The sequence below is a fragment of the Paracidovorax konjaci genome, from assembly GCF_900112675.1.
In the GTDB taxonomy this organism is placed as follows: Bacteria; Pseudomonadota; Gammaproteobacteria; order Burkholderiales; family Burkholderiaceae_C; genus Paracidovorax; species Paracidovorax konjaci.
In genome coordinates, this window is record NZ_FOMQ01000009.1 from 42,193 (window position 1) to 68,355 (window position 26,163).

Genomic DNA, 26,163 nt, shown 5'->3' on the forward strand with positions numbered 1-26,163 from the left:
GCATCCCCGCCATGCCGTCTTCCGACGCTTCCTCCCGTTCTGCTTCCACCGCTCAGTCGCCTGGCGTGCCGGCCCCTCCTGCGCGGGCCTTGCCCGCGGGCCTGCGGTCCACGCGCGCCACGCGCGCCGTGCTGGCCCTCATGGAAGCGGACCCCGCGGCGGCGCGCTCGGGCACCGAGGTGGTGGCCGCGATGGAGCGCCGCGGCGTGCCGGTGAACCGCGTCACGGTGTACCGCCTGCTCGATCGGCTGGCCGTGGCCGGCCTGCTGGAGCGGCATGTGGACGGCCAGCGCGTGACCCGCTACTCGCTGGCGGGCGGCGCGCCCGACCGCTGGGCAGCGCGTTTCGAATGCGCGGATTGCCACCGCCAGTTCCGCATTTCCGAAGCCACGGCTCCGCTGCGTGCCGCGCTGCGGCGCGTGCTGCAGGCGCTGGCGGAGGCGGGCCATGCACCGGAGACCGCCGACGTCGCGGTGCGCGGGCGCTGCGCCCAGTGCACGCCGCCGGAGGCGCCCCGGTGATCCGTTCGCATGCGCTGGCGTACGCCTACGCTGGCGGCGGCGCTCCGCTGCGCTTTCCCGATGTGGATCTGCCCCAGGGCGGCTGCCTGCTGCTGCGCGGCCGGTCCGGCGCGGGCAAATCGACCTGGCTGGCGCTGGCGGCGGGGCTGCGCACCGCGGCAGGCGGCGTTCTCGAAGTGGCCGGGCAGCCGCTCACGGGTACCGGCCGCCTGGCAGGCGCCCGGCGCGACGCCTGGCGGGCGCGCACCCTCGGTTTCCTGCCGCAGGCACTGCACCTGTCCCCGGCGCTCTCCGTGGCGGAGAACCTCGCGCTGCCCTTCTTTGCCGCCGGCCTGCCGCGCGACGACCGCGCGATCGATGCGGCGCTCGGCCGCCTGGGCATTGCCGCCCTGGCCGCACGCCGGCCGAACCAGCTCTCCGGCGGGCAGGCCCAGCGCGTGGCGCTGGCGCGCGCCGTGCTGCTGTCGCCGCGCGTACTGCTGGCGGACGAGCCCACCGCCAGCCTGGACGACGACGCCGCCCGGGCAGCGCTGGAGCTGCTCACCGCCTGCGCCGCCGAGGGGCAGGCCACGCTGGTGGTCGCCACGCACGACCGGCGGGCCGCCGACGCGCTGGCGGCCCACCCGGGGCGGATGGATCTGGATCTGGATTTGGGTCTTTCAGGCTCCATGCCGCCGGATCCATTGAATAGTTTGCTATGAAAAATATAGCGAACGTCTGGGGCTTGCTCCGCCTGTCCTGGCGCTACCTCTGGTCGCGCCCGTTGCCCGCGGCGCTGAATTTGCTGCTGCTCTCGCTCGGGCTGGCGGCCGTGGCTCTGGTGACGCTGGTGGGCACGCAGGTGGACGAGGGCTTCGACCGCGACGTGCGGGGCATCGACCTCGTGGTGGGCGCGAAGGGCAGCCCGCTGCAGTTGATCCTGGCCGGCGTCTTCCACATCGATGTGCCGCCCGGCAACATCGCGCTGGAGGATTTCGAGGCCCTGCAGCGCCACCCCCTCGTGGCGCAGGCGATCCCGCTCAGCCTGGGCGACAGCTTCGCCGGCTACCGCATCGTGGGCACCACGGCCGACTACCCCGCGCACTACCAGGCGCAGCTCGCCGCGGGGCGCCTGTGGCGCCAGCCGATGGAGGCCGTGCTCGGCGCCACGGTGGCGCAGGCCATGGAGCGGGCCGCGCAGGGCCCGCAGGGCAGCGGCATGGCGGTGGGCGGGCCGGCCGGCCTGCTGGGGCGCAGCTTCGTCGGCACGCACGGGCTGGCGCCCGGCGGCGAGGCGCACGGCGGCCATCCCTACGGCGTGGTGGGAGTGCTGCAGGCCTGCGGCTGCGTGCTTGACCGGCTGGTGCTGACCTCGACCGAGTCGGTGTGGCAGGTCCACGAGACCGCCCAGGCCGACGATCCCGAAGACCTGGAAGTGCTGCGGCAGGAGCGCGAGGTGACACTGGCGCTGGTGCGCTACCGCAGCCCGCTGGCGGCCGTGACCTTGCCGCGCTACATCAACACCGCCACTCCCATGCAGGCCGCCGCGCCGGCCGTGGAGGTCACGCGGCTGCTGCGCCTGCTGGGCGTGGGCGCCGATGTGCTGCGTGCGTTCGGCGCCGTGCTGCTGGGCGTGGCCGCGCTCAGCGTGTTCATCGCGCTCTGGAATGCCGTGCGCGAGCGCCGGGCCGATCTGGCCATGCTGCGCATGCTGGGTGCGCCGCCCGCGCGCGTGGGCGGGCTGCTGCTGTGCGAGGCGCTCTGGCTGGCGGTGCTGGCCTCGGTGCTGGGCCTGGGGCTGGGCCATCTGCTGGCGGGCGTGGTCGGCCAGTTGCTGGCGGCGCAGAACGCGATGCCGGTCACCGGAGCGGTGTGGCTGCCCGGCGAGTGGGCCGTTCCCGGCCTGGCCGTGGCCCTGGCGGTGCTGGCCGCGCTGCCGCCCGCCGTGCAGGCCTACCGCGTGGACGTGGCCGAACTGCTGGGGCGCCCATGATGGCGCGCCTGTCCCCGCACCGGCCTGCCGTCCGCCCCGGGGCCGGTCCCGCCTGATTTTTCGATTTCCGTTTCTCCACTCCCTTCGTCCAAAGGATTTCCCATGCGCACTTACCGTTTCATCCTCGCCGCCGCCCTGGCCCCGATGCTGGCTTTCGGTACCCTGGCGGCCCACGCCCAGGAAGCCAAGGACCACGCCCACACCGACAAGGAAGTCCAGGCCGACATCCAGCGCCACCGCGCCATGGCGGCCGCCCACGACGCCGCCGCCAAATGCCTGGAGTCCGGCAAGGGGCACGACCAGTGCATGAAGGACCTGCAGGCCGCTTGCAAGGGCTTGGCCATCGGTAAATACTGCGGGATGAAGCACCAGCACTGAGGGCGCCGGCGCGAGCGGCGTCCTCCGCTGTCGCCCATGGCTTCTTCCGCTGCCATCCCTGCCGTCCGCCAGCCCGACACCGAAACCCCATGAAACCCTCGAACCTGGTCTGTGCCTGCGCCATCGCGTGGGCCGGCGCCTGCGCGGCGCAGGGCACCGCGCCCGTGCTCTCGTCGCCCATGGGGCCCGGCGCCTTGCCGGCCGGCAATGGTGCCGGCTACCACAGCCCGCAAAGCCCGATCAAACCGCTGCCGCGCCGCGACGACGTGGTCGCCTGGTCCACGCTCACCAACCTGACCAAGAAAACCCTCAAGACGCGCATCGCCCCGGTCTTCAACGCCGAGCAGAAAGCCCTCGACGGCAAGGTGCAGCGCATCCAGGGCTTCATGGTGCCGATGGACACGCGCCCGCTGCAGCGGCACTTCCTGCTCACCTCGGTGCCGCTCACCTGCGCGTTCTGCATCCCCGGCGGACCGGAGAGCATGGTGGAGGTGAAGGCCTCCGTGGGCGTGCCGTACTCGCTCGAACCCATCGTGGTGGAGGGCGAATTCAAGACCTTGGGCAACGACGAGTACGGGCTCTTCTACCGCATGGTCAATGCCGAGCCCGTGAAATGACCCGCCGTCGATCTGACCTGATCTGACCTGACCCGATTCCATGCCACGCCGAGCCCCGCGCACTCCAGCGGCCGCAGCCCCCCTGCGGCACGGCAGCCCGCGCGCGCTCGCCGTGTGGATGTGGCTGGCCTTGGCATTGGCCCTGGCCCCGGCACTGGGCCGCATGCACCAGGTGGTGCACGGCGCCGCCGCCGGCCCGGCATGGGTGGCGGCCGCCGCCGCGAAGGCCCAGGCCGTTCATGCTCCGGGGCGCCATGCCGGACATGCGCCTCGCACCGCCGGCGGGGGGCTGGAAGCCCTGTTCGCCGGCCATGCCGGCAGCGACTGCAACCTGCTCGACCAGTCGCTCTTCGGCGCGGCGTTGCTGCCGGCGCTGCTGCCCGCCGCCGCGCAGGCCGCCACCCCTGCGCCCGTCAGCCTGCCCCAGACGGGCATCGGCGCGCGGCCGCAGCGCACCTTCCTGGCCCGCGCGCCGCCGTCCCGTAGCCCCACCCGCGCCTGAACCTGCCTGGGTGTGCCCGAACGCGCCGGCGCGCCCGCAGAGGGCGGTGCCGGCGCCGGGCCGCGCCTGCATCCGCGCCAGTCAGGCACCTCCCGATTTTTCTCCGTCGAACGCCTGCCCGTGCGGGCCGCCGGGCACCGCAGCGGCCGATGGCCGCGCGCCCCGGTGGCTCGCCTGCCGGTCGGCCGTGTGCCGCTCCGGTGGGTGGCACACGGACCCGCGTGCGCACGTGCGCCGTACCGCTGCGCCTGCCCGGCGGTTGCTCCCTTCCTCCTGATCCTCTTTCGTTGCCTGCCATGAAATCCCATCCTTCCACCCCCGCGCGCCGGTCGCGCCATGCGGCTCTGCACCCGCTCGCCTGCGCCGTACTGGTGTTGCTGGCCTCCGGTGCCCGCGCGCAGACGGCTGCGGCCGACACCGATGCGCCCAAGGCCCGCCTGTCCGAGATCACCGTCACCGGCAATCCGCTGGGCGCGGACACCGTCGTCGCCCCGGCGGCGCAACTCTCCGGCGACGACCTTACGCTGCGCACCGAGTCCACACTGGGCCAGACGCTGGACGGCCTGCCCGGCGTGAGCAGCACCTACTTTGGCCCCAATGCGAGCCGCCCGATCATCCGCGGCCTGGACGGCGACCGCATCCGCGTGCTGCAGAACAGCGGCGCCACGCTGGACGCGTCGGCCCTGAGCTTCGACCACGCCGTGCCCACCGAGGCCCTGACCACCGAGCGCATCGAAGTGCTGCGCGGCCCCGCGGCGCTGCTCTACGGCGGCAGCGCCGTGGGCGGCGTGGTGAACGTGATCGACAACCGCATCCCGCGCGAACCCCTGAACGGCGTGGACGGCAAGGCCGAGGCATCCGCGGCCACCGGCAACCGCGAACGCGCGGGCGCAGCGATGGTGGAGGGCGGCAACGACCGCTTCGCCCTGCATGCCGACGTGTTCGACCGCAACACCGACGACGTGCGCGTGCCCATCGACCTGGCCTGCAGCAAGCCCGGCTCGCCCGGCCTCGCGCAGCGGATCTGCAATTCCGCCAGCCATACGCGCGGCGGCGCCGTCGGCGGCACGGCATTCTTCGACCGGGGCTACCTGGGCGTCTCGGCCAGCACCTACCGCAGCGACTACGGCACCGTGGCCGAGGACGACGTGACCATCGGCATGCGCTCCAACCGCTACGCGCTGGACGGCCTGTGGCGTTTCGACGCGGGCCCGCTGCAGAGCGTGCGCGTGCAGGCCAGCCACACCGACTACCGCCACACCGAATACGAGGGCGGCGAGCCCGGCACCACCTTCCGCAACCGCGGCAACGACCTGCGCATCGAGGCGAAACACGCGCCCATCGGCAAGCTGCAGGGCGTGGTCGGCGTGCAGACCGAGGTTTCGCGCTTCTCCGCCGAAGGCGAGGAAGCCTTCGCCCCGCGCAGCCGCAGCGGCAGCACCGCGCTCTTCGTGCACGAAGAACTGGGCACCGACTGGGGCAAGCTGACCTTCGGTGCCCGCGCCGAGCGGGACACGGTCGAATCGTTCGGCAGCCCGGGCATCGACCGCTTCGCCACCGGCAAGCACGACTTCAACCCGCACAGCGCGGCCGTGGGTGCGCTGGTCAACCTCACGCCCGCGTGGCAGCTGACCTCCAACCTCTCCTACACCCAGCGCGCGCCCAAGGACTACGAGCTGTTCGCCAACGGCCCGCACGTGGCCACCGCCGCCTGGGAAACGGGCAACCCCCACCTGGGCCTGGAGAAGTCCACCAGCCTCGACGTGGGCGCCGCCTGGAAGAGCGGCCCGCACCGCTTCGCGGCCACGGCCTTCGTGAGCCAGTTCTCCAATTACATCGGCCTGGCACCCACGGGCCTGCTGCGCTCCGAAGAGGGCGACGTGGTCCCCGCCGGCACCGACGGCGCGCTGCCCGAGTACCTGTACCAGGGCCTGCGTGCGCGCTTCGTTGGCCTGGAGGCCAGCGGCAACGTGCGCCTGGTGGGCGAGAGCGGCCTCGTCGCGCCTTCGGCACGCGCGCTCGGCGATGGCTCCACGGTGGACCTGCAACTGCGCGGCGACATCGTGCGCGCCACCAACCGCGACACCGGCGAGCCCCTGCCGCGCATCGCACCGCTGCGCCTGGGCAGCACCCTGCTGTGGGCCAGCGGCCCCTGGCGCGCCGGCCTGGGCTTCGACTACTTGGCCGCACAGAACCGCGTGCCCGCCGACGGCACGCGCGCCACGGGCGCCTACACGCTGTGGAACGCCTCGCTGGGCTACCGCACGCAGTGGCAATTCGGCGCAAACCGCAGCAACGTGCTCTGGTATGCGCGGCTGGACAACATCACCGACAAGCTGGCCTACAGCGCCACGTCGATCCTGACGACGACGGCGTTTCCGAAGGCGCCGCTGCCGGGGCGGAGTTTGAAGGTGGGGGTGAAGGTGGAGTTCTGAGGGGTGGCGGGGCGTGCTGGTGTGAGGCACGCTCCGCTTTGGGGCGCTGAGAGGGTGGTATTCAGGGGCCGTTTAGGCTGGTTGCGGACGGTGGCCCTAGCCGCTTTGGCTGGCTGCTACCGACCCAGAGCAGCCGCTCGCTGCGCGGACCGGAATGCCCGAAACCTGACGCTCGCGGATGTCACGGCTCAGCATGAGCCATCTTCTCGGAAATCATTGCTCGGAGCAACCGAACTGGTCTTCCTGCAGCAAGAGCAGCGCTGGCGAGGACTGGGCAACGCTGCGCTGGAAAGCTTCTTCAGATCGATGAGCGCCGAGCGCGCGGCTCTGACCGGATGCAGGTGGCCCGTCCTATCGTTGCCCCGCCGCGGCCGACGGAGCTCTGATGTCTGCGCCATAGCCAGAGAGTCACCAGTGGTGTGGCCAAGTCGCGCAGGACGGCAGTGCGGTCGTGATCGCCCTGACGCCCGGTCGTCGGAACGCCCCATGCTATGCTCTAATGTCTGAAAGTCCGATTTCCACCGCCCATGACCCAGTTGAGCCGCGCCGCTTACGATGAAACTAAAGCGTCGGAAGTGGCGTTTTATTTCCTAATGCGCGCCAAGCAAACGGATATGTCCATTACTAAGCTCCGGCTTATTAAGTGGATGTATTTGGCTGAGCGGGCGGCGTACGAGAAATTCGGCGAGCCATTAACCGGCGATGCACTTTGCTCGCTCAAACATGGACCTGTGCCATCAGTCACGTTGCGCCTCATCGAGCGACCCCGCCAAGTGGTCAGCAACGGCGCGTGGGCTTCGGTTGTAGAGGTATTCCAGCATAGCAAGCACGTCTACGTCTCAGTAAAGAACACCTGTTCTTACAGGACGGCTGACGACCTGCGTAGATTGAGCGACGACGAGGTTGAGTTGCTGCATGACGTTTGGAAGAAATTCGGCAAGATGTCTTCCAAGCATTTGGAGACATATCTCCATGATCCAGTCCATACGCCAGAGTGGAATTGGTCCGAGGGCGATGGGGGAAATCCCATTGAACTGGAGGATCTATTTCAGGCTGTCGGATATTCTGCTGAACAAACCGAGCAGCTTGTAGAGAATATCCAAGCCCTCGAGGGCATCAACGCCGCGTTCCACTGAGCATGGCTGCCCCTTCCAAGGACGGCAGGATTCAGCCGGGCTGTACGCTCCTTATCCCATCTGGACCGAATGGCAAGAGCCACCTCTTTGTCGTTGTGATGGACTCGAGGGTCATCAATGGTCAGGAGCATCTGCTCCTGGCATCCTTCAGCACCGTCAAGAAGGATCTGCCACACGATAAGACCTGCCTCGTCAAAGCTAACGAGCATCCGTTCGTCCACGTTGAGAGCTTTGTCTCGTATTCGCAGTTAAGGTCGGAGACTGTGGAGCACGTTTTAGCGCGTCTGGACGATGGCGTGTTTACCGTCAAGAGCGCCATCTCGACTACTTTGCTTGCTCGAATCAAAGCAGGTCTGACAGCCGGGCGCGTGCCGCGGTACATCAAGGACGACTGGGGTGTCTGATCTGCTGTCGTGACGGCATGGACAGGCGCTAAGCTAAAGGCTGCTCTGCTGGCCGCGATGCAGTACTGAGGAGCCAATCCCTGATCGATCCGTAACCGTCCAAAGCAGTCGCTAATCACCGGCCACTCCTGGCCGAGAGCAGACGGCTGACGGGCAATAGCTGGAAGGCGGCGACCGCTGCATCCCAGCCCTCGATCAAGCTTTCCGAACCTGCAGGAATCCAAGCGACTGTTTGCCCAGTCTCGGCGACAGATAATCCTGCATCCCGCTCCTCGATCCGGCCCACCGCGTCTGCTGTCCCTCCAGATAGGGCATGCCTCCCTCCCCGTGAACTCCCCCGTCTTCGCTTCCCTCGTCCCCGTCATCCTCTGCATCGCCATCGGCTTCTTCACGGCCCGCATCGGCTGGGTGCGGGCCACGGCGATCAAGGACCTCTCCAACATCGTCTTCCTCGTCCTCACGCCCGCGCTGCTGTTCCGCACGATGGGTGCGGTGCGTGTGCAGGACCTGAACTTCGAGCCGGTGGCGCTGTACTTCCTCGCGGCCGGGCTGGTGTTCTGCGTGACCATGGCCTTCGCGGGTTTTTCCACGCGCTCGGCGGCGCGCGGGCTGGCCAACATGTTCAGCAACAACATCATGATCGGCGTGCCGCTGGTGGGGCTGGTGTACGGCAAGGAAGGGCTGGTGACGCTGTTCACGCTGATCTCGATGCATGCGCTGGTGCTGCTCACGGGCGCGACCATCGTGTTCGAGCTGGCCGAGGCGCGCGAGAGCCAGCGTTCGGGCCGCACCGCGCCGCGGCCGGTGCTGCACACCGTGCTGCAGGCGGTGCGCAACGGCATCGTGCACCCGGTGCCGCTGCCCATCCTGGCGGGGCTGCTGTTCGGGCAGACGGGGCTGGTGCTGCCCGAGGTGATCGACAAGCCGCTGCAGGTGCTCGGCACGGCCCTGGGGCCGATGGCGCTGCTGCTGGTGGGCATCACGCTGGCCTATACCAAGGTGGGGCACCACGCGCGCGAGGCGCTGGGCATCGCGGTGGTGAAGAACATCGCGCACCCGCTGCTGCTGTTCGCGCTGGCCTGGGGGTTCGGCCTGTCGGGCCTGTCGGTGGCGGTGATGTTCACGGCTGCGGCGCTGCCCGTGGGGGCCAACGTGTTCCTCTTCACCCAGCGCTACGGCACGATGCAGGATGAAGTGTCGGCCAGCATCGCCCTCTCGACCGCGCTGGCGCTGGTCACGGTGCCCCTGATGCTGCTGCTCGCGCAGCGGCTGTGGCACTGAGGCGGGGATGCGCCGCCGCCCCGGGGCCGTTGCCGCTCAGGGTGCGAGGCGCTCGCGGGTCCACGCGCCGGCCGCGCCGTCCAGGCGGTAGCTGAGCCGGTCGTGCAGGCGGCTTTTGCGGCCTTGCCAGAATTCCCAGCGGTCGGGCTTGAGGCGGTAGCCACCCCAGTGTGGCGGGCGCGGCGGCTTCAGCAGGAACTGGGCGCCGTACTTGGCGGCATTGGCCACCAGCACGCCGCGGCTGGCGATCACCTGGCTCTGCGGGCTGGCCCAGGCGCCGATGCGCGAATCGAGCGGCCGGCTGGCAAAGTAGGCGTCGCTCTCGGCCTCGCTCACTTTCTCCACCACGCCCTCGATGCGCACCACGCGCTCCAGCTCCACCCAGTGGAACTGCAGCGCCGCGAACGGGTTGCCCGCCAGTTGCTGGCCCTTGCGGCTTTCGTAGTTGGTGTACCAGACGATGCCGCGCTCGTCGTAGCCCTTCACGAGCACGATGCGGGTGCTGGGGCGCAGGTCGGGCCCCACGGTGGCCAGCGCCATGGCATTGGGCTCGGGCACCTGCGCGGCGAGCGCTTCCTGCAGCCATTGGTCGAATTGGCGCAGCGGGTCGGCATGGGACGCGTCCTCGCCGAGTTCTGCGCGCTCGTAGCTCTTGCGCAGGTCGGCGATGGCGGATGACAGCGGAGAAGAAGGGGAGGACATGCGGCGATTGTGCATGCGTCCCCGGGCCCCGCGCCGCGTCAGATCGGCTTGCCGTCCGATCGGGACGAGAACCGCAGCAGGCGCGCCAGCGCACGGTCCTCGATGCCCAGGCTGCGCAGGCCGTCGTAGGTGGCCTGCGCGTAGTCGAGCGTCGTGCCGTACCGGCCTGCGGCTTCCGCGAAGATGCGGCGGTACTCTTCCTCGGGCAGTTCGCCAGTGTGGTTCGGGCTGCTGCGCGACAGCGTGAAAGCCAGCGCCCGCACGGTGCCTTGCGGCGTGATGCAGGGCAGCCAGCGCGGGTCGTACACGCCTGTGGGCATCTCGCGCTGCCAGAGGTTCACCATCACCTGCCGCGCGTGCGCCTGGGCCACCCGGAACACCATGCCGCGGCAGCTGCCGCCCGAGAACATGCCCAGCACGAGGCCCGGCCGCTCGGGCGTGCCGCGGTTGACGCGGCTCCACATGCGCAGGGCCCGGTGCCAGCCGTGCACGCGCGCCGGGCGCTGTTCTTCGTACTCGAAATCCGGCCGCCAGATCAGCGATCCGTAGCCGAAGATCCAGAGGTCGTCCTGCCCGCCCCATTCGGCCAGGGCTCTTTCCAGCATGGGGGCGGGATCGCGCAGCGCAGCGGGGAGGGCGCCTGCGTCCGCGCCCCTACAATTCGCGGTTTCGTCCATGTCCCATTATTGACCTACGGAGTTTTTCCCATCATGGCCTTCAGTTCCTCCGACGACGACAGCCAACAGCGCTTTGCCCTGGGCTTCCTGTTCGCGATCATTCTTCTCGTCGTCTCCACCGTGGTCGGCACCGTGGTGGTCAAGCGCGGCATCGTGCGCGCGCCCGCCGCAGCCCCTGCCGCCGAAGTGGTGGCTCCCGCGGGCACCCTGGACATCGCAGGCAACGAGGTGGCCCGCGTGGTGGTGGACGGCAGCGTGGTGAAGTTCTACTTCGCTGCCGGCCAGTCGAATCTCGCGGCCGATGCCGGTCCCGCACTGGCCGATGTGGCCCGCGCCGTGAAGGACGACGGCCGCCGCGTGGTGGTGTCGGGCTTCCACGATGCGACGGGCGACGCCGCCGCCAACGCAGAGCTGGCCAAGCAGCGCGCCTTCGCGGTGCGCGATGCGCTGGCCGGTGCCGGTGTCCCCGAAGACCGTATCGAGCTGCGCAAGCCCGAACTCACCCAGGGTGCCGGCACCAATGCCGAAGCACGCCGCGTGGAAGTGACGCTGGCGGCGCAGTAAGCGGCTCCAGGGCGTTCTCCCATCTCCGAAGCCCGGGCCAGCCCGGGCTTTTTGCTTTCCGAAGGGCCGCCGGCGCAGGCCGTTTCTGGATCGATCAGGTGCTGCCGCGCACCACCAACTGGTAGTCCAGCGCCACGCAGCTGCGCGCGGGCGGCGTGCCGTGCATCAGGCCCAGCAGCATGGTGGCCGCCGCGCGGCCCACTTCGCTGCGCGGCGTGCGCACGGTGGTGAGCGGCGGCACCATCTGGTCGCTGCCGGCCAGGTCGTTGAAGCCCGCGACGGCCACGCGGCCCGGCACGGAAACGCCGCACCGGTTGGCCGCCAGCAGGCCGCCCTGGGCGATGTCGTCGTTGCAAAAGAAGATGGCGTCCACCTCGGGCACGCGCCGCAGCGTCTCCTCGAACAGGTGCGCGCCCAGCGCGATGGAGGATCCTTCCGGGCTCAGCATTTCCAGGCGCGGGTCGTACAGGCCGGCGTCCCGCAGCGCCCGGCGGTAGCCTTCGGCGCGCTGCAGGGTGCGGGGGTCGAGCTGGGCCGCGCAGAAGGCGATGCGCCGGCGGCCGCTGTCGATCAGATGCCGCGTGATGGCGGCGCCTGCGTCCGCCTGGGAGAACCCCACGCAGTAAACGCCCGGCGCGTCGCTGGTTTCCATGAGGTGCACGCAGGGCACGCCGCTGCGCGCGATGAGCTGGCGCGCGGCCTCGCTGCGGTCGAAGCCGGTCACCAGCAGCCCGGCGGGGCGGTGCGGGAGGTAGGTGCGCAGCAGAAGCTCTTCTTCGGCCGTGTCGTAGTGGGTCACGCCGATCAGCGGCTGGAAGCCCTGGGGGAAGAGGGTGCGGTGCACTGCCTCCAGCAGGTCCACGAAAAGCGTGTTGGACAGCATAGGCACGAGCACCAGCACCTGGGTGCTGCGCTGCGAGGCGAGCGCCCGGGCGGCGGGGTCGGGCACGTAGCCCAGTTGGTCGGCCGCCGCCTGGACCCGCTCGGCCAGCGCCGGGTCCACGCTGCGCTCGCGGCGCAGGGCCCGCGAAACGGTGATGGGGCTCACGCCCGCGAGCCGGGCCACGTCGTCGAGGGTGACCCGGCCGCTGGCGCGGCGGGTGCGGCGCGGCGGAGGCGTGGCGGAATCGTTCAAGGGTTAATCCTGATCTGCGGGCTTTCCATTGTTGTCTAGGATAGCGCTATCTCGATCAGGGTTAACGACAGGAATGCCGCCGGTTGCGGCGCTCCAGCGGCCCTGCCGGCTTCCATTCACCACAAAAAGCGAAGACGACGCGGCTTGCTTTGCACGAAAGCACCCGCGATTTTTATGAATTTGATGGATAGCGCTATCCGAACCGGACTGCCCACTGCCCTGGTGGTGATGGGGGTCTCTGGCTGCGGCAAATCCAGTGTGGCGGCCGAGGCCGCCGCGCTGCTGGGATGGGCCCTGCACGAAGGCGATGCCTACCACTCGACCGAGAGCGTCGCCAAGATGCGCACCGGCCAGCCGCTGACCGACGAGGACCGGGCGGGCTGGCTGGACCGGCTGGCGCGGCTGCTGGCCGAGGCGGGGCAGGGCGGCGTGGTGCTCACCTGCTCGGCGCTGCGCCGCCGCTACCGCGACCGCCTGCGCGCGGCCTCGCCCGGGCTGCGGTTCGCGTTCCTGGAGTTGGGCTACGACAGCGCGCTGGCGCGTGTCAGCGCCCGGCCGGGCCACTTCTTTTCCCCGACGCTGGTGGCGGACCAGTTCGCCACGCTCGAATCGCCGCGCGGCGAGCCCGGCGTGTTGCCGCTGGATGCGACCCGGCCCGTGCACGAGCTTGCCGCCGCCGCCGCGCGATGGATGCGCGAAGACGCCGCCGGCGCCCCGGGCCACCCCGACCCTGACCACGACGACCACGCCGCCCCGGCCACCGCCGGGCCGGCTTCTTCCGGAGACACCGCATGACGGAACCCATCGGCACGGGCGCGCCCGTGCGCCCCAAGAGCCGGCTCCAGCGCCTGGCCGAACATTTCATGGTGCTGGCGCTCGCCGGCATGGTCGTGGCCGTGTTCGTGAACGTGGTGCTGCGCTACGCCTTCGGCACGAGCATCGTCTCCTACGAGGAGATCTCGCGCCTGCTGTTCGTCTGGCTGGTGGCCGTGGGTGCCATCGTGGCGGCGTTCGAGGGCAAGCACCTCGGCTTCGACATGCTCACCGCCCGCCTCGCCGGCGCGCCGCGCAAGGCGCTCTTCTGGGTCAGCCAGGCGCTGGTGGCGCTGTGCATGGTGCTGCTGCTCAAGGGCTCGTGGGAGCAGGTGGTCGCCGGTATGGAGAGCTACAGCACGGTGCTGGGCTACCCGCTCGCGCTGGGCGCGGCCTCCACGCTGGTGCTGGCCGCCGGCCTGCTGGTCGCGCTGGTGCTGGAGCTCGTGCGCGGCCGCCCGGCCGGCGACGACGCGGGCGGCGACGCCTCGGTGGAGTGAAGGAATCCCCATGGTCGTGACCCTCATCTTCCTCGGCGTGCTGATCGGCGGCATGGCCATCGGCATGCCCATCGCCCAGGCGCTGGTGCTGACCGGCGTGGCGCTCATGTGGCACCTGGACTTCTTCGACTCGCAGCTGCTCGCGCAGAACCTGCAGGCGGGCTTCGACAACTTCCCGCTGCTGGCGGTGCCGTTCTTCATCCTGGCGGGCGAGCTGATGAATGCGGGCGGCCTCTCGCGCCGCATCATCGACCTGGCGCGCGCCTTCGTGGGGCACATCCGCGGCGGCCTGGGCTTCGTGGCGATCGGGGCGGCGGTGCTGCTCGCGTCCATGAGCGGATCGGCCATCGCCGACACGGCCGCGCTCGCCACCATCCTGCTGCCCATGATGCGCCAGCAGAACTACCCGGCCAGCTACAGCGCCGGGCTGCTGGCCTCGGGCGGCATCATCGCGCCGATCATTCCGCCGTCGATGCCGTTCGTGATCTACGGGGTGACGACCAACACCTCGATCAGCAAGCTCTTCCTGGCCGGCGTGTTCCCGGGCCTGATGATGGGCGTGTTCCTCGTGCTCGCCTGGTGGTGGATCGCGCGCAAGCACCAGTTGCCGGCCATGGAGCGCGTGGCGTGGGGCCCCCGCATGCGGGCGCTGCTGCACAGTTTCTGGGCCATGATGATGCCGGTCATCATCCTGGGCGGCTTGAAGGGCGGCATCTTCACGCCGACCGAGGCCGCCGTGGTGGCCGCCGTGTACGCGCTCATCGTGTCGATGTTCGTGTACCGCGAGCTGAGTTGGGGCCAGCTCTACAACGTGTTCCTCGCGGCCGGCAAGACCACGGCGGTGGTGATGTTCCTGTGCGGCGCGGCCACCGTGACCGCGTACATGATCACCCTGGCCGACCTGCCCAACCTCCTGGCCGACAGCTTCGCGGGCGTGATGGGCAACCCCATGCTGTTCATGGCGCTCATGATGGTGTTCCTGCTGGTGGTGGGCACCGCCATGGACCTGACGCCCACGATCCTGATCTTCGGCCCGGTGTGCGTGCCGCTGGCCATCAAGGCGGGCATCGACCCGGTGTACTTCGGCTTCATGTTCATCTTCGTGGGCTGCATCGGGCTCATCACCCCGCCCGTGGGCACGGTGCAGAACGTGGTGGCCGGCGTGGGCCGCCTGCGCATGGAGACCGTCATCCGCGGGACCACGCCGTTCCTGCTGGTGTACGTGCTGCTGCTGATCCTTTTCGTGATCTTCCCCTCGCTGGTGACGGCGCCGATGCGCTGGCTGCACTGAGCCGGGGCCACCCTTTTCCATCCATTTTTCCCAGGAGACAAAACCATGCGCATCCGTTTCGCCCTCGCCACGCTGGTGGCCGCCATCGCCGCCACCGGCGCCCCCACCCTGCATGCCCAGGACTTCAAGCCGCGGATCGTGCGCTTCGGCTTCGGCTTGGTGGACGCGTCCAACCAGGGCCGCGCCGTGCGCTTCTTCGCGCAGGAGGTCGAGAAGGCCACGGGCGGCAAGATGAAGGTGCGTGCCATCGGCAACGCCTCGCTCGGCTCCGACACGCAGATGCAGCAGGCGCTGATCGGCGGTGCGCAGGAGATGATGGTGGGCTCCACCGCCACGCTCGTGGGCATCGTGCCCGAGATGGCGGTCTGGGACACGCCGTTCCTCTTCAGCACCGCGAAGGAGGCCGACGCGGTGCTCGACGGGCCAGTGGGCGAGAAGGTCAAGGCCAAGCTGGAGCCCAAGGGCATGGTCGGCCTCGTGTACTGGGAGAACGGCTTCCGCAACCTCACCAACAGCAAGCGCCCCGTCACCCGGCTGGAGGACATGGGCGACATCAAGCTGCGCGTGATGCAGAACAACGTGTTCCTCGACAGCTTCAAGGCGCTGGGCGCCAATGCCGTGCCGCTGCCTTTCTCCGAGCTGTTCACCGCCCTGGAGACGCGCGCGGTCGATGGCCAGGAGAACCCGTTCAACACGGTGGTGTCGAGCAAGTTCTACGAAGTGCAGAAGTACCTCACGGTGACCAACCACGTGTACAGCCCGTGGATCGTCACGGTGAGCAAGAAGTGGTGGGACACACTGACCCCGGCCGAGAAGAAGGTGCTGCAGGATGCCGCCGTGAAGAGCCGCGACTTCGAGCGCAAGGACACGCGCGAGGAAGCCGCCAAGGCGCTGGCCGACCTCAAGTCCAAGGGCATGCAGGTCAACGAGCTGCCCGCCGCCGAAGCCAACCGCATGCGCGAGAAGCTCACGAGCGTGAACGCCGGCATCGCCAAGGCCGTGGGCCAGGAGACCTGGGACGCCGTGCAGGGCGCGGTCAAGCAGGCACGCGGCGGCCAGTAAGCGCGGGGCGGCGCGGGCGGGAAAGGGGCAGGGCGCCGGACGGCTTTCTCCCCCGCCTACATCGCCGGTCACGGCACGGGCGTAGGATCGGCGGCTACGGCCGCGGGGTTCGCTCCCTGCGGCGGCCCGGGCCCCCAGGCCCCGTGCCCTCCCGCCATTCCCCACTCCAGACAAGGCACAGCCACCTCCCGCCATGCCACTCCACAATACCGTCCACACCCTGACCCAACGCATCCGCGAGCGCAGCGCCCCCACGCGCGCCGCCTACCTCGCGCAGCTCGATTTCCACGCGCGGCGCGACCGCGGCGCCGACCGCCTGGGCTGCGCCAACGTGGCGCACGCCTTCGCGGGCATGCCCGGCAACGACAAGTTCCGCGTGGTGGCCGAGCGGGCCCGCAACATCGGCATCGTCACGGCCTACAACGACATGCTCTCGGCCCATGCGCCGCTGCGGCACTACCCGGATCTCATCAAGGAAGAGGCGCGCCGCCACGGCGCCACCGCGCAGGTGGCGGGCGGCGTGCCCGCGATGTGCGATGGCGTGACCCAGGGCACGCCCGGCATGGAGCTGTCGCTCTTCAGCCGCGACGTGATCGCCATGGCCACGGCCGTCTCGCTCTCGCACGACGTGTTCGACGCGGCCCTGATGCTGGGCGTGTGCGACAAGATCGTGCCGGGCCTGCTGATCGGCGCGCTGCAGTTCGGGCACCTGCCCACGGTGTTCGTGCCCGCCGGGCCCATGACCTCGGGCCTGTCCAACAACGCCAAGGCCAAGGTGCGCGAGCAGGCCGCGCAGGGCCTGGTGGGCCGCGAGGAACTGCTGGCCGCCGAATCCGCCGCCTACCACGGCGAGGGCACCTGCACCTTCTACGGCACGGCCAACAGCAACCAGATGCTGCTGGAGGCCATGGGCCTGCACGTGCCGGGCACGGCCTTCGTGAACCCCGGCGAGGCGCTGCGGGCCGAACTCACGCGCGAGGCGGCCCGCACGGTACTCGGTGCGCCGGGCTCGGCCTGCGCGCCCATCGGCCGCATCGTGGACGAGCGCTGCATCGTCAACGCGATGGCCGCGCTGCTGGCCACGGGCGGCTCCACCAACCACCTGATCCACTGGGTGGCCGTGGCGCGCGCGGCCGGCATCGTGATCGACTGGGACGACTTCGCCACGCTCTCGGCCGTGGTGCCGCTGCTGGCGCGCGTCTACCCGAACGGCAGCGCCGACGTGAACCAGTTCCAGGCCGCAGGCGGCCCGGGCTACGTGATCCGCGAGCTGCTGGACGCCGGCCTCATGCACGAGGACGTGCTCACCGTGCGCCCCGAAGGCCTGCGCGGATACACCCGCCTTCCCGTGGAGGATGCGGCCGTGCCGGAGTCCGTGCGCCTGGCCTGGACGCCCATCGGTGCGAGCGGTGACGACGGTGTGCTGCGCCCGGCCGATGCGCCGTTCAGCGCCACGGGCGGCCTCAAGCTGCTGCGGGGCAACCTGGGCCGCAGCGTGATCAAGGTTTCGGCCGTGCCCGAAGACCGGCACGTGATCGAAGCGCCCGCGCGGGTCTTCTCGTCGCAGGCCGAGCTGCAGCAGGCCTTCCAGGCCGGAGAGCTGGACCGGGCCTGCGAATCGCATCCCTCGCACGGGCTGGTCTGCGTGGTGCGCTGGCAGGGCCCGCAGGCCAACGGCATGCCCGAGCTGCACAAGCTCACGCCGCCGCTGGCGGTGCTGCAGGGCAAGGGCTACCGCGTGGCGCTGGTGACCGACGGCCGCATGAGCGGCGCCTCGGGCAAGGTGCCCGCCGCCATCCACGTCTCGCCCGAGGCGCTGGCCGGCGGCCCGCTGGCGCGCGTGCGCGACGGCGACTTGATCCGGCTCGATGCCGTGGCCGGCACGCTCGATGCCCTGGTGGACGCGGCCGACTGGGCCGCGCGCGAACCCGCCCACCGCCCCGACGACCTGGCCCGCGCCGACGCGCACGGCTGGGGCCGCGAACTGTTCGCCGGTTTCCGGCGCAATGCGCTGAGCGCAGAAGAAGGAGCTTGCTCATGGCTGTGACGTTGACCGCGCTCGAGGTGATGCGCGACGCCCCGGTGATCCCCGTGATCGTGCTGCACGACGTGGCCCACGCCGTGCCCATGGCGCGCGCGCTGGTGGAGGGCGGCATCCGCATGCTGGAGGTCACGCTGCGCACGCCGCAGGCCCTGGCCTGCATCGAAGCCATCGCGCGCGACGTGCCCGAAGCCGTGGCGGGTGCCGGCACCGTGCGCAGCGCGGCCGATGCGCAGGCGGCCGCGCGGGCCGGCGCCCGCTTTGCGGTGAGCCCGGGCTACACGCCCCAGGTGGGCCAGGCCTGCCGCGATGCGGGCCTGCCGCTGCTCCCCGGCGTGGCGACGGGCAGCGAGATCATGGCCGCGCAGGAGGACGGCCATTCGGAGCTGAAATTCTTCCCCGCGCTGCAGGCCGGCGGGCTGGCCATGCTCAAGGCCTGGCAGGGGCCTTTCGGGGACGTGCGGTTCTGCCCGACCGGCGGCATCCAGCCCGGCAACGCGGCGGACTTCCTCGCGCTGGCCAACGTGGAGTGCGTGGGCGGGTCATGGCTCGTGCCAGCGGATGCGCTGGCAGCGGGCGACTGGGCGCGCATCACCGCCCTGGCGAAGGAAGCCGCCGGTTTGGGCCGTTAGGGCTCCATGCCGCCGGATCCATTCAATAGTTTGCTATCAAATAAATAGCAAATCGCAGCGCAGGCCGGTGCCGGGGCCGTCCTCGCGCTGGATGGTTCAATGGCGCGAATACTTCATCCTCGGCATGGAAGCCGAAGCCGCGTGCGATGGTCAGGGAGCGCCTTCCGCCGGGGCGGTCTGGAAGACGCCCTGCAGAGCCTCGACGAGTTCGGCCGCGGTGGATTTCGTCGGCCAGCGCGGGGAACTCCCTCGCCAGCTTGTTCGAGACCTGGCCGCCGTTGTCGCGCACCGAGCGGATGATGCGGTCGATATCGGTGTCCGGTCCTTCGATCACCTGCTTCACGCGCTCACGCGCGAGCCGAAGGCTGCGCAGGTAGCCGGCTTCCTTGCGCATCTCCTGCTCGATGGTCACGCGCACGAGTCAGCGATGTACTCGACGTGGTCCGTGAGGTCGTGGTAACGCCACGCATTCAACGCGTCCGCGTAGCCGTCTTGAGGGCGAAGGTCAGGTGACCCGGAAGGGACGCCGCCGGGCGAGCCGCTGGGGGATACCGTTCATGGACGTAGCCGTTTTCGCGGACGGTCGCGCGCGATTTGCCAATGGCACTGTCCGTGCGAAACGCCTGGACCGCGTCGACACCGTACTGCCCGGCCAGCCAGCGATAACCGATCCAGTCAGACATTTAGAAAACGGGGCTTCAGCCCAGAAAACGATTAGACGACCTGGATCCTGATTAAATTCGGCTGCTCCGTCAAGATTTCGATTAAAAAATCGAGCGACCCGTCCTTCCCATCGGCCTCGTGATCTCCGCCGTCCCGCGGCATATCGACTTGCTGAAAGACTGACTTCGGGTCGGGGGTGTGCACCGAAGTCGATCGCAGCCTCGCAGGCTTCGTTCATCCAGGCAGCGTCCCCCAGGGGGAGAGCTGTGTGGCCTCAATGGGCTTCGCTGCATCACCGACCGCTGACGTGAACTTGCGGCGGCCCAACTTGCACCGCCCTGGCGAAGGAAGCCGCCGGTTTGGGCCGTTGGGGCTCCATGCCGCCGGATCTACTCGATAGTTTGCTATCAAATAAATAGCAAATTTCAGCGCAAGCCGGTTCCGGTGCCGTGGTCGTCGGCGCGCTGGATGAGTTCGATCTTGTAGCCGTCGGGGTCGGTCACGAAGGCGATCACCGTGGTGCCGCCCTTGACCGGGCCGGCTTCGCGGGTGACGTTGCCGCCGGCGGCCTTGATCTTCTCGCAGGCCGCGTAGGCGTCGGGCACGCCCAGGGCGATGTGCCCGTAGGCCGTGCCCAGCTCATAGCTCTCGGTGCCCCAGTTGTAGGTGAGTTCGATCTCGGCCTGGCCCGGGTTGCCGCCGTCGAAGCCGAGGAACGCCAGCGAATATTGGTATTCGGGGTTCTCGGATTTGCGCAGCAGTTGCATGCCGAGCACGTGGGTGTAGAAGTCAATCGAGCGCTGGAGGTTGCCAACGCGCAGCATCGTGTGGAGGAATCTCATGCGCCCGATTGTGCCGGCACATCTGAGCCCGCGCGAACCCGGCGCGCGATGGCCCGCGGGAGCCGGCGGCCTCAGCCTTCCAGCGGCACCGTGTAGTTGAGCGTCATGCGCCCGCCGTCCACCACCACGATCTCGCCCGTCACGTAGCTGGCGGCATCGCTGGCCAGCCAGGCGACCACGTCGGCCACCTCGGAGGGCTCGCCCAGGCGCTTCATGGGCGTGCGGCCCAGGATGCGCGCCCGGGCATCGTCGCTGGTCAGCACGGCCTTGGCCGCGAGTTCGGTGGCGATAGTGCCGGGCGCCACCGCGTTCACGCGCACGCCGCGGTCGGCCAGCGACAGCGCCATCACGCGCGTGAGCTGGTTGATGCCGCCCTTGCTCACGTTGTAGCTGGCGATGGTGGGGATGGTGAGCACGCCGTTGACCGAACTCATGTTCACGATGGCGCCGGAGCCCGCGGCGGCCATCGCGCGCGCCACCGCCTGGCCGACCAGGAAGGCGCCCTTGAGGTTCACGCGCAGCACGGCATCGAAATCGTCTTCGGTGATCTCCAGGAAGTCGGCCGCGCGGAAGATGCCCGCGTTGTTCACCAGCACGTCGATGCGGCCGTGGGCCTCCAGCGTACGGCGGACCAGCGCGTCCACCTGGGTCTTGTCGCCCACGTCGCAGCGCACGTAGAGCGATCCGGGCAGCTCGCGCGCCAGGGCTTCGCCGTGGGCGTCGTCCACGTCGGCGATCACCACGTGCGCGCCTTCGCGCGCGAAGCGGCGTGCGCAGGCTTCGCCGATGCCCTGGGCACCGCCCGTGACGATGCAGACGCGGTCCGCGTGCCCGAAGTGGACCGCGCCCGCGCCGCGCGGGGAAGAGGAGGGAAGGGGGGAGGTGTGCATGCGCCGAGGATAGGAGAAAAAAAGGCCGCCCCGCCGGCGGAGCGGCCTCGGAACGGCCTCGGAACGGGACGGGCCCGATCCCGGTCAGCGCTGCTTGAGCCGCTCGATCTCCGCGCGCAGCTGCTCGATCATCAGGCGCTGCTCCACGATCGCGTCGCGCTGCTCCTTGACCAGCGTGTGCAGGCCCTGGATGGCCACGAGCGCGGCGCCGTCGGCGTCCACGGTGTTGATGGTGGTGTCGTTCTCGCCCAGGCCGAAGGCCGCGCGGAAGTCCTGCGCCGTGGGGCCCAGGTGGCGGATCGCGGTGTCCTGCGTCTTGTAGTTCCAGGTCTGGATCGGCAGGGCCGCCACTTTTTCGAGCACGGCGACCGGGTCCACGTCCGCGAAGTTCTCCTTCTTGTTGCGGTCGCTCAGGGCGCTCCAGGAGCCGCCGCCGGGGGCCACTTCCACGCCGGAGGACAGGTTCTGGCTGGTGTAGAACCTGATGCCGCCGCAGCCGCGGGCGACGAACTGGTTGTTGGCCGTGGAGCGGACGTCGTCGGTGCTGAAACCCGCGCAGCCGTCGCCGAGCACGACGCTGCCCTGGTGGGTGGCCGTGGCGTTCTTGCCGATGGCCACCGAGAAATTGCCTGCGGCTTTGTTCTGCAGCCCGATCGCCACGCCGAAGCTGCCGTTCGCGATCACCGGCCCGATCGCGACGGAAGCCAGGCCGCCGGCGATGGAACTCGGCCCCAGGGCGAGTGCGTCGTCGCCAGTGGCCTGCGCGCCGCTGCCGATGGCCACCGCGCCCACGCCCGATGCCGTGCCGTTGAAGGTGAAGCTGCGCTCGGCCTGCGCGGTGCCGCTGTTGCCCAGCGCGACGGAACTGTTGCCCTGTGCGGTGGTGCCCTGTCCGGCGGCGAAGCTGTAGGGCCCCAGGGCCCGCGAGTTCCACCCGAACGCCGCGGAGGCATCGCCGATGTTCGCGTCGTCCCAGTAGGTCGCGCCGAAGCTGTCGACACGGCCCGCGCGCAGCGCGGATTTGGAGGGCACCCACATCATCCGCACGCCGGCCCCGCTGGCGGGCGTGGTGCCGTTGCCGGAGGTTCCCCCGACGGTGAACGCGCCGTCGTCGGACAGACGCAGGAGGGCCTGGTTCCCGCTATCGGCGGCGATGTTCACCAGCGCGGCGGTGCCGGTGCCGATGGCGTTCGAGGAGGCGATGTTCACCAGCGGCAGCACGGCGCTGGTCTGCGTGCTCCCGGGGGAGAGTCCGACGACCGCGCCCGAGCCGGCCGCGCCGCGCGCGGCGACGAGCGACCAGTCCGCCGTCTGGCCCGGGGTGCTGCCGGCTGCGACGGCGGCGGAGACGGCGACGTAGGACGAACCGAGGTATTCGACCGCGTCGCTGGCGGCATAGGTGCTGGCGGCCGACCACGTGCCCCGCCAGGCGAGGCCCGCCGGCCCGCGAAGGCCGGTGCTGCCGGTCGCGCCCGCAGTCCCCTGCGGCCCGGTGGTGCCCGTGGCGCCCGCGGGGCCCGTCACCCCGACCGACCCCGTGGGCCCGGTCGGTCCGGCGGCACCGGTCACGCCCGTCGCGCCCGCAGGTCCCGTCGCCCCGGTCTCGCCGCGCGGGCCCGTGGCCCCCGTGGCCCCGGCCGCGCCCGTCGGGCCCTGCGGACCGGCGACGGCCGCAGGATCGCATCCCCCGACGAAGCCCGCCGGGTCATGGCACACCACCCGCTGGAACGTGGCCGGCGTGGCGGGCAGGCCGGGCAGCTGCACGCCCGTCGGGCCGACGCGCAATGCCGGCGTATTGGCTGCCGAGTTGATCAGCACGCCGCCGCCCTGGGGCGGGGTGAGCGAAATGTCGGCGGCCATGGCGGGCATGCCGATCAGCGCGGCGACGGTCCACAGGGAGGAGGAGGGCTTCATGGGGGTGACCCGCGACGCGTGCGGCTCGGCCATAGAGCGCACCAATCGAGGTAGCAGGATGTAAAGATGGGGAGCATATGCAGCGTGCGTCCGCGCTGCAACGGTGATCGGCCTCCGGTCCGGCCTGCAGAGACGTTCTCGCCACACCGATCCGCGGGGATTCCGTCTGGCAGTGCGCCGGTGCCGGCGCGGGCGGGTCAGAGGGGCGGCTTCCCGCATCTCCTGCCCACGGCGCGTGCCCGTCGGCCCTCCAGAGTCGATTCAGGGTGTTTCATGCTCCATGCCGCCGTATCCATTCGATAGTTTGCTATCCATTTAATAGCGAATCTCCGGCTCCGTGGCCATGGCCGGGAGTGCTCGGGCAATCCCGGCGCGCGCCCACGCCGGGGCGGAAGCGGCCCCGGTCACAGACGCTGCGGCCGCTCCGCCGGGCCTGCCCTGGCGGGGGGGCTGGATTGGGCGACAATCCGCGCCGCTGAGCCGACGAGGCCCAGGCTGATCCACGCCCCGCGCCACCCCTGCGGGGCGATTTCGACCCCTTACCCATCAAGGAATCTGGCGTGAAAATTTCGATGCTCAAAACGGCCGTGCTCATCGCGGGCTTCGCGGCGACCGGCCTGTATGCCCAGGAGCGCGTGCGCGTGGGCTTCATGAGCCCCGTGACCGGGCCGCAGGCGGCCAATGGCGTGGACAACCGCGACGGCGCGCTGTTGGCCATCAAGGAAATCAATGCCCGGGGCATCAAGGTGGGCGGCAAGCCCGTGGTGTTCGAGCTGGACGTCAACGACGACGTGGCCGATCCCAAGCAAGGCGTGCAGATCGCGCAGACGCTGGCGGACAAGAAGATCCGCTTCGTGCTCGGGCCCTACAACTCGGGCGTCGCCATGCCGGCTTCGCGCGTGCTCGCGGATGCGGGCATCGTGGCGTTCACCGTGGCCTCCAACCCGAAGATCACCCAGCAGGGCCATGCCAACCTGTTCCGCATCGGCGCCAGCGACAACCAGCTCGGCACCAAGATGGCCGTCTACGCCGCGCAGGACCTGAAGGTCAAGACCGTGGCCGTCATCGACGACCGCACGGCCTACGGCCAGGGCGTGGCCCGCGAGTTCACCGAGGAGGCCAAGCGCCAGGGCATGAAAGTGGTGACCACCGAGTTCACCACCGACAAGGCCACGGATTTCACGGCCATCCTGACCAACGTGCGCGGCTCCAGGGCCGATGCGGTGTTCTACGGCGGCTACTCGCCCCAGGGCGGGCCGATGGTGCGCCAGATGCGGTCGCTGGGCATCAACGTGCCGCTGCTCGGCGGCGATGGCATCTGCTCATCCGAGACGGCCAACCTCTCGCAGGTGGCGGGCGACCTCAACGTCTACTGCACGCAGGGCGGCTCCATGCTGGACCGCAGCGACAAGGGCCGCAAGTTCGTCGAGCGCTACCGCGCCGAATACAAGCGCGATCCGCTGACCTACGCCGCGGCGTTCTACGACGGTATGCACCTGCTGGCGTCGGCCATCGAGGCGACGCAGACCACCACGGACGCGAAGAAGATCATCGACCAGGTGGCCAAGGGCCGATACGCCGGCGTGACCGGCGAGTTCGCCTATGACGACAAGCATGACCTGCGCTCGTCCGCCGTGACGGTGTTCGGCTTCAAGGGCAAGGAAGTCGTGCCGCTCAAGAGCCTGTAAGGGCGCCGGGCCGGGCCACGCTGGCGCGGCCCACCGAAAAATCGCGCCACGGCCGGCCGGCGGCCGACCCTCAGGGGGCGGATCCGTACGGCGAAAACCGGCTGTGGTTCTCGTCCACGTCCAGCGCCCGGCCCACGTAAGGAAAGGCGCGCTGCGGGCACCCCTCGCGCTCGCACACCTTGCAGCCCATTCCGATGGGCGTCGCCGCGGCGGGATCCTGAAGATCCAGCCCCTTGGCATAGACCAGCCGCGGCGCGTGCCGGATGTCGCAGCCCAGACCGATCGAATAGGTCTGGCGCGGCGAGCCGTATCCGTGCTGGCCGCGCGACACCGTGCGCGCGATCCACAGGTATCGCCGGCCGTCCGGCATGCTGGAGAGCTGCGCCAGGGTGCGCTCCGGCTGCGCGAAGGCTTCGTAGACGTTCCACAGCGGGCACGTTCCGCCCGTGCGGCTGAAATGGAAATGGGTGGCAGACTGCCGCTTGGAGATGTTGCCTGCGCGGTCCACGCGGATGAAGAAAAACGGCACGCCCGGGGCGCCCGGCCTCTGCAGCGTGCTCAAGCGGTGGCAGACCGTCTCGAAGCCCACGCCGAACCGCTGCTGCAGCAACTCGATGTCGTACCGGAGCGCCTGCGCTGCGGCGAGGAAGGCCCCGTAGGGCAGCAGCAGCGCTCCCGCGAAATAGTTCGCCAGGCCGATGCGCGCGAGTTTCCGGGCGGCCGGGTCGCTGGCGAACGCGGGCACGCGCACCAGCGGTTCGATGACCGACCCGCATTCGACGAGCGCCAACTGCGTGGCCATCTGGAATGCGCGCTGTGCCTCGTCCAGGTGGGGCGACAGCGTCAGGCAGCGCGCAGCCGCATCGAACCGGCGCTTGCCATGGTGCTGGCCCTCCGCGGGAGCGACCCGGATACCGTGCCGGGCCAGCCGCTCGGTCAGCCAGCTGGCAAGCGCGGCGCCTTGCGATTGCGCTTGCCCGGCGCAGTGTTCGGCAGCGCGGTCCAGCCCGTCGAAATAATTCTGGTTGGCGAAAAAGAAGTCCCGCACGACCTCGAAGGGCATGGCGCCGATCGGGCCGCCTTCCGCGCGGCCGTCGCCCAGCCGCAGGGACAGGAGTTCGAGCTGCTCCTGCATTTCGAGCCAGCGCCGGTGCAGGGCGATGACGCTGCGGCCCAGGGCGGGCATCTGCGCGGCGACCTCCTGCATTTCCGGCAGGGAGATGGGTTCCGCGGCATCGGAAAGCGCCTCGCGCAACCCTGCGATCAGGCGCGATTCTTCGTCTTCCGAGAACTGCTGAATGTCGATGCCGAGCGCCTTGTTCAGCTTCAGCAGGACCGACACCGTCAGCGGCCTCTGGTTCTGCTCCAGCTGGTTGAGGTAGCTGGGCGAGAGACCCAATGTCTGCGCCAGGGCGATCTGGGAAAGACCGCGCTCCGATCGCAGCTTGCGCAATTTCACGCCCATGAAGGTCTTTCTCATGGGGCGGATTATCCATGACAGGA

Annotated in this window: 27 protein-coding genes; 18 read left to right on the forward strand and 9 right to left on the reverse strand. The window is 69.9% G+C overall.

Annotated features, from left to right (window positions below):
- The first annotated feature begins 11 nt into the window (after positions 1-11).
- The 10 genes from BM144_RS14360 to BM144_RS14405 all read left to right on the forward strand — a co-directional run bounded on the left by BM144_RS14360 (position 12) and on the right by BM144_RS14405 (position 9,246).
- A complete protein-coding gene (locus tag BM144_RS14360) occupies positions 12-521 on the forward strand; it encodes a Fur family transcriptional regulator (protein WP_092953448.1) in 510 nt (169 codons plus the stop codon).
- Positions 518-1,222 (forward strand): ABC transporter ATP-binding protein, encoded by a 705-nt coding sequence (locus BM144_RS14365; RefSeq protein ID WP_092953696.1) that lies wholly within the window; start codon positions 518-520, stop codon positions 1,220-1,222. The genes BM144_RS14360 and BM144_RS14365 overlap by 4 nt, the downstream gene beginning before the upstream one ends.
- On the forward strand, positions 1,219-2,493 hold the full coding sequence (locus BM144_RS14370; protein WP_092953450.1) for an FtsX-like permease family protein: 1,275 nt from the start codon (positions 1,219-1,221) through the stop codon (positions 2,491-2,493). The genes BM144_RS14365 and BM144_RS14370 overlap by 4 nt, the downstream gene beginning before the upstream one ends.
- 102 nt (positions 2,494-2,595) lie before the next feature.
- Positions 2,596-2,871, forward strand: coding sequence for a hypothetical protein (locus BM144_RS14375; RefSeq protein ID WP_434802670.1), 276 nt, complete (start codon positions 2,596-2,598; stop codon positions 2,869-2,871).
- A gap of 89 nt (positions 2,872-2,960) precedes the next feature.
- On the forward strand, positions 2,961-3,488 hold the full coding sequence (locus BM144_RS14380; protein WP_092953452.1) for a DUF3299 domain-containing protein: 528 nt from the start codon (positions 2,961-2,963) through the stop codon (positions 3,486-3,488).
- A 40-nt stretch (positions 3,489-3,528) separates the two neighbouring features.
- Positions 3,529-3,990: a hypothetical protein gene (locus tag BM144_RS14385; RefSeq protein WP_092953454.1), complete on the forward strand. Its 462-nt coding sequence runs from the start codon at positions 3,529-3,531 to the stop codon at positions 3,988-3,990.
- Between the two features lie 296 nt (positions 3,991-4,286).
- Positions 4,287-6,425, forward strand: coding sequence for a TonB-dependent receptor (locus tag BM144_RS14390; RefSeq protein ID WP_092953457.1), 2,139 nt, complete (start codon positions 4,287-4,289; stop codon positions 6,423-6,425).
- 527 nt (positions 6,426-6,952) lie between these two features.
- Positions 6,953-7,561: a Panacea domain-containing protein gene (locus tag BM144_RS14395; RefSeq protein ID WP_092953459.1), complete on the forward strand. Its 609-nt coding sequence runs from the start codon at positions 6,953-6,955 to the stop codon at positions 7,559-7,561.
- A gap of 2 nt (positions 7,562-7,563) precedes the next feature.
- The gene (locus BM144_RS14400; protein ID WP_139225725.1) at positions 7,564-7,965 is read left to right on the forward strand and encodes a hypothetical protein; all 402 of its coding nucleotides are present in this window, start codon (positions 7,564-7,566) and stop codon (positions 7,963-7,965) included.
- A 327-nt stretch (positions 7,966-8,292) separates the two neighbouring features.
- Complete coding sequence (locus BM144_RS14405) at positions 8,293-9,246, forward strand: AEC family transporter (RefSeq protein ID WP_092953463.1); 954 nt, start codon at positions 8,293-8,295, stop codon at positions 9,244-9,246.
- A gap of 36 nt (positions 9,247-9,282) precedes the next feature.
- On the opposite strand, the gene pdxH is transcribed toward BM144_RS14405, so the two are convergent.
- Together pdxH and BM144_RS14415 are read right to left on the reverse strand one after the other, a co-directional pair.
- Entirely contained in the window at positions 9,283-9,963 is a 681-nt protein-coding gene (gene pdxH / locus BM144_RS14410) for a pyridoxamine 5'-phosphate oxidase (RefSeq protein ID WP_092953465.1), read from the reverse strand.
- Positions 9,964-9,986: 23 nt separating this feature from the next.
- Positions 9,987-10,553, reverse strand: a complete 567-nt coding sequence (locus tag BM144_RS14415; protein WP_245783667.1) for a gamma-glutamylcyclotransferase — start codon at positions 10,551-10,553, stop codon at positions 9,987-9,989.
- A 105-nt stretch (positions 10,554-10,658) separates the two neighbouring features.
- Here BM144_RS14415 and BM144_RS14420 point away from each other — a divergent pair, with 105 nt between their 5' ends.
- Positions 10,659-11,189 (forward strand): OmpA family protein, encoded by a 531-nt coding sequence (locus tag BM144_RS14420; protein ID WP_092953469.1) that lies wholly within the window; start codon positions 10,659-10,661, stop codon positions 11,187-11,189.
- A gap of 94 nt (positions 11,190-11,283) precedes the next feature.
- Here the strand turns inward: BM144_RS14420 and gntR are convergent, their stop codons facing one another.
- Positions 11,284-12,324 (reverse strand): HTH-type transcriptional regulator GntR, encoded by a 1,041-nt coding sequence (gene gntR / locus BM144_RS14425; RefSeq protein ID WP_092953471.1) that lies wholly within the window; start codon positions 12,322-12,324, stop codon positions 11,284-11,286.
- Between the two features lie 174 nt (positions 12,325-12,498).
- Here gntR and BM144_RS14430 point away from each other — a divergent pair, with 174 nt between their 5' ends.
- From BM144_RS14430 to eda, 6 genes are all read left to right on the forward strand, one after another.
- A complete protein-coding gene (locus tag BM144_RS14430) occupies positions 12,499-13,119 on the forward strand; it encodes a gluconokinase (protein ID WP_434802671.1) in 621 nt (206 codons plus the stop codon).
- A complete protein-coding gene (locus BM144_RS14435; RefSeq protein WP_092953475.1) occupies positions 13,116-13,637 on the forward strand; it encodes a TRAP transporter small permease in 522 nt (173 codons plus the stop codon). The genes BM144_RS14430 and BM144_RS14435 overlap by 4 nt, the downstream gene beginning before the upstream one ends.
- A 10-nt stretch (positions 13,638-13,647) precedes the next feature.
- On the forward strand, positions 13,648-14,928 hold the full coding sequence (locus tag BM144_RS14440) for a TRAP transporter large permease (protein WP_092953477.1): 1,281 nt from the start codon (positions 13,648-13,650) through the stop codon (positions 14,926-14,928).
- 45 nt (positions 14,929-14,973) lie between these two features.
- Positions 14,974-15,990: a TRAP transporter substrate-binding protein gene (locus BM144_RS14445; protein ID WP_092953479.1), complete on the forward strand. Its 1,017-nt coding sequence runs from the start codon at positions 14,974-14,976 to the stop codon at positions 15,988-15,990.
- Positions 15,991-16,183: 193 nt separating this feature from the next.
- Positions 16,184-18,037 (forward strand): phosphogluconate dehydratase, encoded by a 1,854-nt coding sequence (edd, locus tag BM144_RS14450; protein ID WP_092953481.1) that lies wholly within the window; start codon positions 16,184-16,186, stop codon positions 18,035-18,037.
- Positions 18,028-18,663 (forward strand): bifunctional 4-hydroxy-2-oxoglutarate aldolase/2-dehydro-3-deoxy-phosphogluconate aldolase, encoded by a 636-nt coding sequence (gene eda, locus BM144_RS14455; RefSeq protein WP_092953483.1) that lies wholly within the window; start codon positions 18,028-18,030, stop codon positions 18,661-18,663. The genes edd and eda overlap by 10 nt, the downstream gene beginning before the upstream one ends.
- Positions 18,664-18,685: 22 nt before the next feature.
- Here the strand turns inward: eda and BM144_RS22815 are convergent, their stop codons facing one another.
- The 5 genes from BM144_RS22815 to BM144_RS23610 all read right to left on the reverse strand — a co-directional run bounded on the left by BM144_RS22815 (position 18,686) and on the right by BM144_RS23610 (position 22,972).
- The gene (locus BM144_RS22815; RefSeq protein ID WP_175526032.1) at positions 18,686-19,075 is read right to left on the reverse strand and encodes a hypothetical protein; all 390 of its coding nucleotides are present in this window, start codon (positions 19,073-19,075) and stop codon (positions 18,686-18,688) included.
- A 58-nt stretch (positions 19,076-19,133) separates the two neighbouring features.
- Positions 19,134-19,346: a hypothetical protein gene (locus tag BM144_RS14465; RefSeq protein ID WP_092953487.1), complete on the reverse strand. Its 213-nt coding sequence runs from the start codon at positions 19,344-19,346 to the stop codon at positions 19,134-19,136.
- 405 nt (positions 19,347-19,751) lie between these two features.
- Complete coding sequence (gloA, locus tag BM144_RS14470; protein WP_092953489.1) at positions 19,752-20,168, reverse strand: lactoylglutathione lyase; 417 nt, start codon at positions 20,166-20,168, stop codon at positions 19,752-19,754.
- 71 nt (positions 20,169-20,239) lie between these two features.
- Positions 20,240-21,058 carry an SDR family NAD(P)-dependent oxidoreductase gene (locus BM144_RS14475; protein ID WP_092953491.1) on the reverse strand — a complete coding sequence of 273 codons (819 nt, stop codon included), beginning with the start codon at positions 21,056-21,058 and terminating at the stop codon, positions 20,240-20,242.
- Positions 21,059-21,142: 84 nt separating this feature from the next.
- Entirely contained in the window at positions 21,143-22,972 is a 1,830-nt protein-coding gene (locus tag BM144_RS23610) for a tail fiber domain-containing protein (RefSeq protein ID WP_217644344.1), read from the reverse strand.
- A 572-nt stretch (positions 22,973-23,544) separates the two neighbouring features.
- Between BM144_RS23610 and BM144_RS14485 the strand changes: the two genes are divergently transcribed.
- A complete protein-coding gene (locus BM144_RS14485; protein ID WP_092953495.1) occupies positions 23,545-24,660 on the forward strand; it encodes a branched-chain amino acid ABC transporter substrate-binding protein in 1,116 nt (371 codons plus the stop codon).
- Between the two features lie 70 nt (positions 24,661-24,730).
- On the opposite strand, the gene BM144_RS14490 is transcribed toward BM144_RS14485, so the two are convergent.
- On the reverse strand, positions 24,731-26,140 hold the full coding sequence (locus BM144_RS14490) for a short-chain fatty acyl-CoA regulator family protein (protein ID WP_092953497.1): 1,410 nt from the start codon (positions 26,138-26,140) through the stop codon (positions 24,731-24,733).
- Between the last annotated feature and the right edge of the window lie 23 nt (positions 26,141-26,163).